This is a genomic window from Marinilactibacillus sp. Marseille-P9653 (assembly GCF_916618885.1).
GTDB lineage: Bacteria > Bacillota > Bacilli > Lactobacillales > Carnobacteriaceae_A > Marinilactibacillus.
In genome coordinates, this window is record NZ_CAKAKH010000001.1 from 1,613,156 (window position 1) to 1,626,696 (window position 13,541).

The 13,541-nt window shown below is 38.3% G+C and carries 9 protein-coding genes; all 9 read right to left on the bottom strand.

Going from position 1 to position 13,541, the window contains the following annotated elements:
• Positions 1 to 20 precede the first annotated feature (20 nt).
• Positions 21 to 2,390, bottom strand: a complete 2,370-nt coding sequence (infB, locus tag LG377_RS07930) for a translation initiation factor IF-2 (RefSeq protein WP_225744131.1) — start codon at positions 2,388 to 2,390, stop codon at positions 21 to 23.
• A 21-nt stretch (positions 2,391 to 2,411) separates the two neighbouring features.
• A complete protein-coding gene (locus tag LG377_RS07935; RefSeq protein ID WP_225744132.1) occupies positions 2,412 to 2,711 on the bottom strand; it encodes a ribosomal L7Ae/L30e/S12e/Gadd45 family protein in 300 nt (99 codons plus the stop codon).
• The gene (rnpM, locus tag LG377_RS07940; protein WP_225744133.1) at positions 2,704 to 2,997 is read right to left on the bottom strand and encodes an RNase P modulator RnpM; all 294 of its coding nucleotides are present in this window, start codon (positions 2,995 to 2,997) and stop codon (positions 2,704 to 2,706) included. Before rnpM ends, LG377_RS07935 begins: the two co-directional genes overlap by 8 nt.
• A gap of 83 nt (positions 2,998 to 3,080) precedes the next feature.
• Complete coding sequence (gene nusA / locus LG377_RS07945; RefSeq protein WP_225744134.1) at positions 3,081 to 4,514, bottom strand: transcription termination factor NusA; 1,434 nt, start codon at positions 4,512 to 4,514, stop codon at positions 3,081 to 3,083.
• A gap of 58 nt (positions 4,515 to 4,572) precedes the next feature.
• Positions 4,573 to 5,043: a ribosome maturation factor RimP gene (gene rimP, locus LG377_RS07950; RefSeq protein ID WP_225744135.1), complete on the bottom strand. Its 471-nt coding sequence runs from the start codon at positions 5,041 to 5,043 to the stop codon at positions 4,573 to 4,575.
• A 191-nt stretch (positions 5,044 to 5,234) separates the two neighbouring features.
• Complete coding sequence (locus tag LG377_RS07955) at positions 5,235 to 9,566, bottom strand: PolC-type DNA polymerase III (protein ID WP_225744136.1); 4,332 nt, start codon at positions 9,564 to 9,566, stop codon at positions 5,235 to 5,237.
• A 169-nt stretch (positions 9,567 to 9,735) separates the two neighbouring features.
• Positions 9,736 to 11,445, bottom strand: coding sequence for a proline--tRNA ligase (locus LG377_RS07960; RefSeq protein WP_225744137.1), 1,710 nt, complete (start codon positions 11,443 to 11,445; stop codon positions 9,736 to 9,738).
• Positions 11,446 to 11,466: 21 nt separating this feature from the next.
• A complete protein-coding gene (rseP, locus tag LG377_RS07965) occupies positions 11,467 to 12,726 on the bottom strand; it encodes an RIP metalloprotease RseP (protein WP_225744650.1) in 1,260 nt (419 codons plus the stop codon).
• Positions 12,727 to 12,754: 28 nt separating this feature from the next.
• Positions 12,755 to 13,537, bottom strand: a complete 783-nt coding sequence (locus LG377_RS07970; RefSeq protein ID WP_225744138.1) for a phosphatidate cytidylyltransferase — start codon at positions 13,535 to 13,537, stop codon at positions 12,755 to 12,757.
• Between the last annotated feature and the right edge of the window lie 4 nt (positions 13,538 to 13,541).

Below are 13,541 nucleotides of genomic sequence, written 5' to 3' on the forward strand. Positions count from 1 at the left end.
TGATGGCTGATACCATCATATTAGGATTTTCTTTCAATTTCAACCATTTCGAATGCTTCAACAACATCGTCTACTTTAATATCGTTGTATCCTTCAATTGTAATACCACATTCAAAACCAGTTCTAACTTCTTTCGCGTCGTCTTTGAAGCGTTTCAGACTAGACAGTTCGCCTTCGAACTGAACGATTCCATTACGAACTAGACGTACAGAACTACTACGTTTGATAACGCCATCGCTGACGAAACATCCTGCAATCGTTCCAACTTTTGAAACAGTATACGTTTCACGAACTGTTGCTTGACCCGTAACTTGTTCTTCAAATTCTGGATCTAGCATACCTGTCATCGCAGCTTCGATCTCATCGATAGCATTGTAGATTACACGGTGTGTTCTGATATCTACTTCTTCACGAGAAGCACTTTCTTTTGCTTGAACCGTAGGACGAACGTTAAATCCGATTACGATCGCAGAACTAGCAGATGCTAATGTGACATCACTTTCGTTGATTGCACCAACTCCAGTGTGAATAATGTTCACTTTCGCGCCTTCTACTTCAATTTTCTTCAGACTTGAAGCTAGTGCTTCTACTGAACCTTGTACATCCGCTTTAACGATAACATTCACTTCTTTGATTTCGCCTTCTTCAAGACTTTCAAATAAGTTTTCAAGGGTGACTTTATTCATTTTAGAACGGTTAGCTTCAGTTGCAACAATTGCTCTTGATTCTCCAACCTGTCTAGCTGTTTTTTCGTCTTCAAAGACTACAAAACGATCTCCAGCTTGTGGTGTAGCGTTCAAACCAGTGATCTCAACCGGCGTTGAAGGTGTGGCAGATTTAACTCTACGTCCCTTATCATTTGTCATCGTACGCACGCGACCAAATGTGTTACCAACTACGATTGGATCTCCTTGAGAAAGTGTACCTTCTTGAACAAGTAATGTAGCAATAGGTCCTTTAGCTTTATCAAGTCTTGCTTCGATAACAGATCCGATTGATTGACGTGTAGGATCTGCTTTCAATTCTTCAACTTCTGCTACAAGTAAAACCATATCTAATAATTCATCTAGGTTTTTGTTGAATAGAGCTGAGATTTGAACGAAAATCGTATCGCCGCCCCAGTCTTCTGGAACAAGTTCGTATTCAGTTAATTCTTGCATAACTCGATCTGGATTTGCTCCAGGTTTGTCGACTTTATTTACCGCAACAATGATTGGTACTTCAGCAGCTTTAGCATGATTGATTGCTTCAACCGTCTGAGGCATAACACCATCATCTGCAGCAACAACGATTATTGCGATATCTGTGATATCTGCCCCTCTAGCACGCATTGTTGTAAACGCAGCATGTCCAGGAGTATCCAAGAAAGTGATCAACTTGCCCTTTTCTTCCACTTGATAAGCACCGATATGCTGAGTGATTCCCCCAGCTTCTCCACCAGTTACATTTGTATTACGCAATGTATCTAGTAAAGTCGTTTTACCGTGGTCAACGTGACCCATGATGGTTACTGTTGCTGGACGAGTAACAAGATTTTCTTCTACAACTTCTTTGTTGAAGAATGTATCGAAATCTGTTAAATCAACCTGAACTTTTTCTTCTGTTTCAATTCCATAATCAGAAGCAAGTAATTCAATCGTTTCACTATCAAGTGATTGGTTTTGTGTTGCGACTACACCCATCATAAACAGTTTTTTCACGATTTCAGCTGGTTCACGGTGAATTTTTTTAGCAATTTCCGCTACTGTATTTCCATCTGTATACTCAAGTACTTTAGGCAACTCTTTGTTTTTACGTGGAGTCGCTGGAACTTGTGAAGGTTGATGATTTTTCTTGCCTTTACGTCTTCTTCCGCCTGCTGGTCCACCGTTAATGCCGCGGTGCTGACGAGAGTTTCTTTTATTAGATTGCTGGAACTGTTGTTTTTGTTGCTCATCAGTTGTTCTCTTTTGAACTGCTGGAGCCGCCTTAGCTTGTGGTGCTGATTTTTTGTTATCAGTAGTTGATTTCTTCGAATCAGTATTCGATTTTTTTGGTGCTCTATTTTGAGATTGTATTTTGTTTTGTCCTTTACTGTTCTGAGATTTGTCAGTACCATTCTGGTTTCCGTTCTGATTAGCAGCTGGTTTTCTGACAGAGTTGTTAGTATTGTTTGAATTAGAACGGTTTGTTTGTTTCGGTACTTTATTTGCTTGATTATTTGCTGGCTTGCTTGAAGCAGATGGTTGACTTGTTTGAGTGAAAGCCTTACTCAATTTATCAACATCTCCGTCATCCATAGAAGACATATGACTTTTATAATCGATACCAAGCTCTTTTGCTTTTTCGATAATCTGCTTACTTTCGATATTCTTTTCTTTTGCGAATTCATAGACGCGTTTTTTGCCCATGCAATCACCTTCCTATTCCTATTATTGCAATTTTTGAAGGGACCGTGCAAATCCTCCGTCTGTAATGGCAGCGACTGTTCGTATTTTCCCAATAGCGTTTGATATCGCGTTTCTATCGAAATCTTCTCGTACTGGGATACTATAGTGCTCACATTTATTCAAAAATTGCTTTTTGGTATTTTCACTAGCGTCAGATGCCAATATGACAATCTTTGCTTGACGACTTCTAACTGCATTGAGAACGATCGCTTCCCCTGAAATCAGGTTACCCGAACGCTGTGCCAAGCCTAATAAGTTTAGACTTTTTTGTACATTATCCATTTTTCAGTTCCATTCTAGCCTTCTGATACTCTACATACTCAAGCAGTTCTTCGTAAAAAGTGTCTTCAACCTTAGCATTCAGTGCCTGGTTCAGCATTTGTTTGCTTTGAGCCTTTTTCACTAATTCAGGATCAAGTGAGATATAGGCACCTCTTCCATTCTGCTTGCCAGTAGGGTCAAGAGACACTGTTCCTTCTTTGTCTCTGACAACACGTACCATATCTTTTTTTGGTTTCATTTCATTGGATGCAACACATTTTCTCATTGGTACTTTACGTTGCCGCATAGTCATCCCACCTTTAATGATAACTCTTTAAATCATTAATATTATCTATATCATAACTCAAACAAGCTTTTCAGTCGAATAAATTAAAACGATTCTTCATCTTCATCAGTATCTTGAGTTATTTCCTGAATTTCTTCCATTGACGCAGTAGAGTCTAACTCTTCATCCATGCCGTCACGTTGTTCAGCGTATTCAATCATATCTTCCATGTCTTCTGGATTTAATTCGCCTTCTTCAAAATCAGTATCTTCGACAGGTTCCCCCGGCTGATCCATATCTGGTGCTTCGTTAGCATAAACATCAGAATTAACCGTTTCAGATGCGGATGCTTGAATATCGTCGATATCTTCAACTTCAACACCTTCAGTCGCTTCAAAAAACGAATCTTCAGCATTTTCCAATGCATCCACTTCTTGCTCTGCAACTTCTTCACCTTCGTTTAGCGCTTCAAAGAATGAATCATTTGTCAGTTCTTCTGATACTTCTTCCATATCACTTTCTGATTTGATATCAATCTTGAAACCAGTCAGTTTAGCAGCTAAACGAACATTTTGTCCTCTTTTACCAATGGCTAGAGACAGTTGGTAATCTGGAACAACGATCACGCAGCTTTTGTTTTCTTTATCAAACATGACTTCAACAACTTGCGCTGGGTTCAATGCATTTTTAATAAAGACAGCTGGATCTTCGTCCCACTCGACGATATCCATGTTTTCACCATTTAACTCGTTTACGATTGCTTGTACACGAGCACCTTTAGGTCCAACACAAGTTCCAACTGGATCAACGTTTTCGTCACGTGACATCACAGCAATTTTAGAACGGTCTCCTGCTTCACGTGCAATTGAAATAATTTCTACTGTTCCATCAAATATTTCAGGAACTTCTTGTTCAAATAGACGTTTGATCAGATTTGGGTGTGTTCTACTTACAAAGACTTGAGGTCCTTTAGTAGAATTTTCTACATTACTCACATAAACTTTGATTCTGTCGTGTGTGTTGTAACGCTCATTCTCGATTTGATCACGCTTAGATAAAACAGCTTCAACTTTACCTAGGTTGATATAAATAAAGCGATTATCTTGTCTTTCAACTGTTCCTGTCATAAGATCATCAGCATATTCAATGTACTCGTTATAAACGATAGAACGTTCTGCTTCGCGCATTCTCTGCATGATGACTTGTTTTGCTGTTTGAGCTGCAATTCTACCGAAATTCTTTGGTGTGACTTCAAAGCGAATCTCGTCTCCGACTTCGTAAGCTTTGTTTATTTCCAAAGCATCTGTCAAACTGATTTCTAACTGAGAATCGTAAACTTCTTCAGATACTTCTCTAACTTGATATACTTTGATTTCACCATTGTCATCATCAAAAACAACTTCTACGTTTTGAGAAGTCCCGTAGTTTCTCTTGTAAGCAGAAACCAATGCGGCTTCTAATGCATCTACTACGATTTCCTTGGAAATGCCTTTTTCTTTTTCAAGCGTTTCTAGGGCTGCCGCTAATTCTTTACTCATTTTACTACTCCCTTACTTATGAATGATTTATCTGAATTCCGTTATAGATCATCTGGTGTTAAAATTTGATTGCTAATCTTGCTTTCGCAATATTGGCTCTTTCGATAGTGAGTTCTTTTTCTCTTGTCTTGATTCTGATTACAAGTTTAATACTATCGTCTGTAACTTCTTTCAAAGTCCCTTCAAAGATGTTTTCTCCATCGATCTGCTGATACAATGATACATGAACATATTTTTCAACAGCATCTCTTAGATCTTGGTCTTTTTTCAAAGGGCGCTCAGCACCAGGTGAAGACACTTCTAGATAATATGGATGCGGAATAGGATCCGTTTTCTGTGAATCCAGAGTTTCGCCGATCTTCTCACTGAAACGAGTACAATCGTCGAGATCTATGCCACTATCTTTGTCGATATATAACCGTAAAAACCAGTTCTTACCTTCTTTGACATACTCCACATCTACTAATTCATAACCCAATTCTGCAGCAACTGGATCGGCAATAGCTGTTACTTTATCTACTGTACTCAAAAAGCATCTCCTCTCAATAGTTGATTGTTAAATTTTTCATTAAAAAGAGTGAGCGGGATACGCTCACTCTCGAAGAATATTCCTTTACACACTAGTTATTTTAGCATAAATAGATTGCTCACGCAACTTGTGTGCGCTCCTCTGTAGAGAACAAGTAGCGGTTTCAACAGCTTGCTCATTTTCTTATCTTACTAGATATCAAACAAAGACAATTGATTTTCATCAGGAAGATGAGTTAAGACGCCATTAACATCCATATATTCAATGACCGTTTTAGAGACTTTCCCTCTCTTAGACAAGTCTTCTTTGGATAGAAATGGACTAGCCTGTCTAGCATCCACGATTGCATTTGCGACGTTACCACCTAAAGATGGAATACATCTAAAGGGTGCAAGCAAAGCATTATCTTCAATCAAAAAGTCTGAAGCATGTGATCTTTCAACATCAACCATTTTGAATTCATAGCCACGCTCTACCATTTCGTTTGCGAGTTCAAGCACCGTCAACAAGTTTTTCTCTTTTGTTGATGCGTCCAAACCTTTATCCGTAATTTCTTTCATTCTTGCTTTTATAGAAGCTTTTCCTTGTGTCATTGCCTGAAGATCAAAATCGCTGGCTCTAACAGAAAAATAAGCTGCATAATAATAAAGTGGGTGATGAACTTTAAAGTAAGCGACTCGAAGTGCCATTAAGACATAGGCTGCCGCATGGGCTTTCGGGAACATATACTTGATCTTCAAACAAGAATCAATGTACCATTTGGGAACGTTGTTCTCTCTCATGATCACTTGCCACTCATCGGGTATACCTTTACCTTTACGCACATGCTCCATGATCTGGAACGCGATACTGTCTTCGATCCCTTTATGCTGCAGATAAACCATGATGTCATCCCGACATCCGATAACATCTGCTAAAGGAATGTCTTGTTGTCTAATCAATTCTTCAGCATTACCGAGCCACACATCCGTACCATGAGAAAGTCCGGATATCTGTAATAATTCTGCAAAGGTCGTCGGTTTCGTCTGTTCAAGCATCTGACGAACAAATCTCGTACCAAATTCTGGTACACCTAACGTTCCTGTTTTAGAAAAGATCTGACTTTCATCTACACCAAGAATTTCTGTACCACTGAACAATTTCATGACGCCAGGATCATTTGGTGGGATGGTAACAGGATCAATTCCTGACAAATCCTGTAGCATTCTGATCATTGTCGGATCATCATGACCAAGTATATCGAGTTTCAATACATTGTCATGGATAGAATGGAAATCGAAATGCGTTGTTTTCCAATTAGCATCTTGATCATCTGCTGGATATTGGATTGGAGAAAAGTCATACACATCCATATATTCCGGAATAACGATGATACCTCCAGGGTGTTGACCCGTTGTTCTTTTAACACCTGTCACACCTTTAGCCAGTCTATCGATTTCAGCCGAACGAATCGTCATCTGATTATCTCGTTCATACCCTTTTACAAATCCGAAAGCAGTTCGGTCTGCAATCGTTCCAATTGTTCCCGCTTTGTAGACATATTCATCTCCAAAAAGTTCTTTTGTATAATGATGCGCTTTAGACTGATATTCTCCTGAAAAGTTCAAATCAATATCGGGTACCTTATCTCCATTGAAACCTAAAAACGTCTCAAATGGGATATCTTGACCATCGGTAACGAGTTGAGCTTCACAGTGCGGACATTTTTTAGGAGGTAAATCGAAGCCAGAACCTATTTCTCCTTCTGTGAAGAATTCAGAATACTGACATTCTGGGCAACGATAATGAGGTGGCATAGGATTTACTTCTGTTATCCCTGTCATCGTCGCTACAAAGCTTGACCCTACTGACCCCCTAGAACCTACCAAGTATCCATCGCTCACGCTTTTATGAACCAGTTTTTGTGAAATCAAATAAATGACGGAAAATCCATTTCCGATAATACTATCCAGCTCTTTTTCAAGACGTTTTTCTATAATCTCTGGAAGTGGGTTTCCATATAACCGATGCGCCTCGTTATAACTCATATCACGAATTTCTTGCTCTGATCCTTCCATTTTTGGAGTAAACAAGTCTTGTTTTACTGGTGAAATACCGTCTTCAACTTTATCCGCAATCATTTGACTATTGGTTACAACAACTTGTTTCGCAATATCTTTTCCTAAGAACGATAAGTCTTCCAACATTTCACCGGTGGTTCTGAAATGAACAGTTGGATTTTTTGACTTCTTGAATCCGCCCTTATTTAAAGTTTCCAGTAAAATATCTCTATAAATAGAATCTTCTGGATTTAAATAGTGAACATTTCCTGTAGCAACTACAGGAATATCTAGTTCTTTACCAATTTGAACGATATTCGATAAAATATCCTCCAAATCTTTCTCACTATTAACCATTTCTCTATCTAGTAAATGATCATAAGCACCTTTCGGCATGATTTCAAGATAGTCATAATGATGTGCTAACTTTTTAGCTTCGTCATAACCTTTTTGCATCATAGCCTCGAATACTTCACCTTGCGCACATCCAGAACCAACGATCAGTCCTTCTCTATACTTTTCTAGTAAAGAACGTGGTACTCGTGGTACACGATAAAAATACTCTGTAAGTGAAGCTGAAATCAGTTTGAAGAGATTTTTTAATCCTTTTTGAGATTGAGCCAGTATGGTTACATGGCTAGGTCTCGTTCTTTTATACGCGTCCCCTTGTCCCATATAATCATTTAATTGATGATGAGACTCGATTGAAAATTCTTCGGCTGCTTCTTTTAAAAACGCCCAGAGTAAATGAGCCGTTGTTTCGGCATCATAGATTGCACGGTGATGTTGCTCTAGCGCGACACCATAACGTTTAGCTAAAGTATTTAGTCGATGTGTTTTAAATGTTGGGTGAAGAAATCTAGAAAGTTCAAGCGTATCGATTACAGGTAGTTTAGTTACGGGCATATCATTTTTCTGATACGCAGTATTCAAGAAGCCCATATCGAAACTTGCATTATGTGCGACAAGTATGGTGTTTTCACTAAACGCCTTAAAGCCTTCTAAAACTTCGGCTTCTGTTTTTGATCCTCTAACCATATCATCCGTGATTCCGGTCAGATTAATTGTCGTATCTGACAAAGGGTGTCCTGGATCTATGAATTCCTGGAACTCTCCAATGACATTTCCTTTATGCAACTTCACAGCAGCTAACTCAATAATATTATCGTAGATAGCCGACAAACCTGTTGTCTCCACATCGAATACAACATAAGTAGCTTCTTGAAGGTCTTCCTCGACAGCATTGTAAGCAATTGGAACACCATCATCTACTAAATTAGCTTCTAACCCGTAGATGACCTTGACATTGTTTTTCTTACCTGCAGAATGGGCATCTGGATAAGACTGGGCAACGCCGTGGTCCGTTATAGCAATGGCTTTATGTCCCCATCTAGCTGCTTGTTCAACTAAGTCTGTAGCACTAACAGTAGCATCCATCTGACTCATCGTCGTATGCGCGTGTAATTCAACTCTTTTTTCGTCAGCTGGTTCCGTGTCTTTTCGTGATTCATGGTTTGTCTCCTGTATATCTTGAGCATTCACCACAAGATCTCTCATGAAGGTATCTTCTTGAACACTCCCTCTGACTTTTAACCACATACCCTTTTTGAAACTCTCAAAAATTTCTTCATCAGTGGCATTATTGGAAAATTTCTTACAAGTGAAAGAAGAAGTATAATCTGTTACTTTAAATATCAGTAGTTTACGTTTAGATCTGAGTTCTCTTACTTCAACATCAAACACGTATCCTTCTATTGTCACACTTCGTTCTTCTTCAAAAATTTCACTCATTTGTTTAACAGGTTCATTATTTTGAATATTTCTACCTAATTTGATTGGACCTGAAGGAGCAGAATCTTTTTTCTTTTCTTTATTGATTGTAGCCTGTTCGATATTTTTAGTTAGTCGTTCAGCAAGTTGTAAGTCCTCTTCTTCTTTTTGAAGTTTAAATGCAGTTAACTTTTCATCGCTTAATTTTTCATCAACCATAGGCACAATTTTGAACTGTTTAGGAAAACCCATTTTGATATATTGTGCTTCGATTTTAGGGAAAAACTCTTCTGAGAATTTTTCTTTAGTCAGCTCATGTTCAATATAAAATAAAGCTTTTTTACCATTTAAAACGGGATAGCCATTTTCAAACATATCATTACACAAAGGAGAGTCGATTTCACTGGCTTGACAAGCAGCTTTCCAGTACTGAACCAACTTTTCTTCCGTAATATTTGGATTCTCTGTTGTAATAGACAATTGAATTTCTGCGATTTCTTTGAATCCTCTTTGAAGATTATCTTTTAATTGAATAAACGTCTCAAAAGGTAAAATATCTGGAAATTTTAAGGTTATGTGCCATACTTTCGACTGTTTGCGGACAACGACTGATTCGACTTCTCCATTACCAAGAACAAGATTCTGATCTGGTGTAGGATGAAAATTGATTTGTTCAAGAAGTGTCTTGAATAATTCCGATTGATTTAAACTCAAAATACTTGCCTTCTTTCCTGAAACGTAGTGACAAATAAAAGGAGAATCCTTTCATAAGTTTAAAATCCTTTCCACCGAAAAGTAGGTGTCTTATAGCCAAAATCCTATAAGACACTCTCTTCGTAGTAGAAAGTCTTTAACAACTACTCTGGTTTCTCCTGATATATTTTTATTTATTATGATTTAAAATACTTAATGTGTCCATAAGATCATCTTTCATGATTTCAACCATTTCTCCACTTTTTCTGAAAGTCACTTCTACGATCCCTTCAGAAGCTTTTTTACCAACAGTTATCCTAACAGGAATACCAATCAGTTCAGCATCTTTGAATTTAACGCCTGGACGTTCTATTCTATCATCAATCAGTACAGATAACTGTTCTTTTTCAAGAACTTCATACAATTCCTGCGCTAATTCTCTTTGCGCGTCATCTTTCATTTGAATCGGAATGATGTGTACATCAAACGGTGCGATGGCTTTTGGCCATACAAGTCCTTTTTCATCTGCATACTGTTCCGCAACAGCAGATAAAAGACGACTGACCCCAATACCGTAACTACCCATGATTACAGGCGTTTGTCTTCCGTTATTATCAAGCACAGTTGCATTCATTGATTCTGAGTAACGTGTACCTAACTTGAAAATGTGACCAATTTCAATTCCTCTTGTGAATTGTAGTCTTCCTTCGCCGTCAGGGGCTAATTCATTCTCAGCTACGATTCGAATGTCGGCGTAGTGATCTGGTTTGAAATCTTCTCCAGGATTAACGTTTTTATAGTGTTTGCCTTCTTGATTCGCTCCAGAAACAGCATTTGAAATATCTTGAACATACAAATCAGCTACGACAGTTACTTCTTCCGTCAAATCCACCGGTCCAACGTAACCCGCTACTGTCTTGAAGATTGTGGTGATCTGCTCTTCTGAAGCTGGCTCCACTTCTTGAGCTTCTACAACCGTACGTAATTTCACTTCATTCACTTCATGGTCTCCACGAACAATCGCTAAAACAGGTCTTTCATCGTTGGTTACGTAAAGAACAGATTTCAATACTTGATCCAAGTTGACACCTAAGAACGCTGCAACATCACTTACTGTTTTTGTATCTGGTGTATCAACTAATTCTTTTCCATGTTGGACAGTTGTTTTAGGAGCAGATTTGTACAAGCTTGTAGCCATCTCTAGATTTGCAGCATAATCGCTGGAATCTGAATACACAACAACATCTTCACCAGAATCAGCTAAAGCCATAAACTCGATAGAATCTTTTCCACCCATTGCTCCAGCATCACCGATGATTGAACGGAAGTTTAATCCAATTCTTGTGAACGCATTAGAGTAGGCTTGAGAAATTGCATTATACGACTCATCCAGACTTTCATAACTATCGTGGAATGTGTAAGCATCTTTCATGATAAACTCACGACCACGCATTAAGCCAAATCTCGGTCTTTTTTCATCGCGGAATTTCGTTTGGAATTGATAAAGCATTAAAGGTAGTTTTTTATATGACTTGATCTCATCTCTGATCAAGCTCGTAAACGTTTCTTCATGCGTAGGTCCCAGGATAAAGTCTCTTTCGTGACGATCCTGTAATTTGATCAGGTCTTCTCCATAAGTTTCGTATCTTCCTGACTCTTTCCATAGATCTGCAGGAATTAAGGTTGGAAGTAGCATCTCTGATCCATCGATATTATCCATTTCTTCTCTAATAATAGACTTGATGTTTTCAAGAACACGGTTCGCTAGTGGAAGATAAGTATAAATACCAGACGAGATCTGTCTGATATATCCTGCTCTGAGTAATAATTGATGACTGATAACATCCGCATCATTTGGTGTATCTCTAAGTGTTGGCGCAAAAATCCTTGATTGTTTCATTATTTTTGTCTCCTTCAAATACTAATTTAAGAAAAATGTTTGAATATCGTTCCACGTGACAGCTAACATCAGAACAAGTAAGAAGCCTACGCCAATAAGCGTAATAATGCCTTCCTTTTCTTCGCTGATCGGCTTTTTCCGGATGCCTTCCACAATATTGAGTAGCAACTTACCGCCATCTAAAGCGGGTATTGGTAAAAGGTTCATAATACCTAAGTTAACACTCAAGAATCCTATCCAGCTTACAATACCAAATAAGCCATTTTGAACAACTGTCTGAGTTGTCGCATAAATTGCAACCGGTCCTCCTAATTGGTCGAGACTGAATCCACCGGTTAAAAATGAACCGAGAATCGTAAGAATCTGTATCACAATAGACAAGGGTTGTGTGAATCCATAACGAATTTTGCTCCAAAAAGATGAATCAAAAGAAGCTTCAATTCCAATCAAAGCACCTTCCGAACCTTCTCTGACTTCAGGCGTAACGATTGTTTCTGAAATTGTTCCGTCAGCTTTTTCTACTTCGAAATCAAGATCAGTATCAGGTGAAGCTGAAATCACCGTTACCATTTCTCTCCATGATTCTACTTCTGTTCCATCGATTGAGAGCACTCTATCGCCATCCTCAAGTCCCGCTTCTGCAGCTGGCGTATCAGGTGAAACGTTTCCGATGAGAGCTTCTTGTGATGGTACGCCTCCTTGTATAAAGGCCAGCAGTATAAAGGCTACGATTGACAAGATAAAGTTATTTAATGGTCCAGCAAAGTTGGTCAACATTCTATTAGGAAGTGACGCTGATTGGAATTGACGTTTTCTAGGTGCTATCTGAAGAATCGTTCCATCTTTTTCTACTAAAAGAGCTGTTTCAGAAACAGCAAAAGTTTGAATGTCTTCTTGTCCTTCGGCTCTCCCAGCAATAAACAACTGATCTTCAAGATCAAAGCTAGTGACTTCGATTGGCAAACTGTCTACGTTTTGAACTTTATTTTGTATATCTATTTTTTCAACTTGATTCTGTTTATTCATAAACAGAGAAACCGGCATACCTGCTCTTAGGTCGGCCTCTTCTTCATATCCAGCCATCCTGACATATCCACCAACTGGTAGTAGTCTGATTGTATAGGTTGTTTCTCCTTTTCTATGGAAAAAGATTTTTGGTCCAAATCCAATCGAAAATTCTCTGACCAGAATACCAGCCCTTTTGGCAAAGTAAAAATGTCCAAATTCATGAACAACAACGATTATTCCGAATACTAGTAAAAAGACCAATATATTTTGAATCATCTCTATTCTCCTTTAAGATCTACGATTAAACCAATCCCATAATAAATATCACGGATAAAACAAATATCAAACTATCAAATCGATCAAAAATCCCACCGTGTCCGGGAAGAATATTCCCAGAGTCTTTTGTTCCAAAGTGTCGTTTGATTGCAGATTCAATTAAATCACCAATCTGACCAGCTACAGAAAGAATAACAATTAATGGAATGACGACGATTAATGAATACGCCGAAGGGAAAAACAACAAGTAAATAATAGATATTAGTAGTGAAATCACTACCCCGCCAATAGATCCTTCTACAGTTTTATTAGGCGAAATAGACGGCGCTAATTTATGCTTCCCTATTTTTCTACCAACCAGATATGCTCCTGTATCTGTAGAATAGATGATAATCAAAGATAAAATGAGTAAGTGAAGATTGTTTTCTCTAGTCAATATAAAAGAATGGAATCCTGTACCTAAATAGAGTATGCCCATGAAAGAAACACCGACATCTTCAATCGTATAATCTTTAATGATCAAGGTGAGTCCTAATAAAAGAACAATGAATAATGCGAAAACTGAACCGCTCTGAGACAATTCCGGCAAAAGCTCATGGATACGTGAATATAAGATAATGTAAATCAGAGCTAGTGAAGATACACCTGTCGGAATCGATATTGGATCAATCCCTTTCATCTGATGTATTTCTATTAGAGCTGTAATGGCTAATAAAACAATGAATGCTTCTAATACCCATGAACCGATCCAGATGATCGGTACAAAAAATAATAATGCGATAATGGCTGTTAAAGAACGTTGTACCATCCGT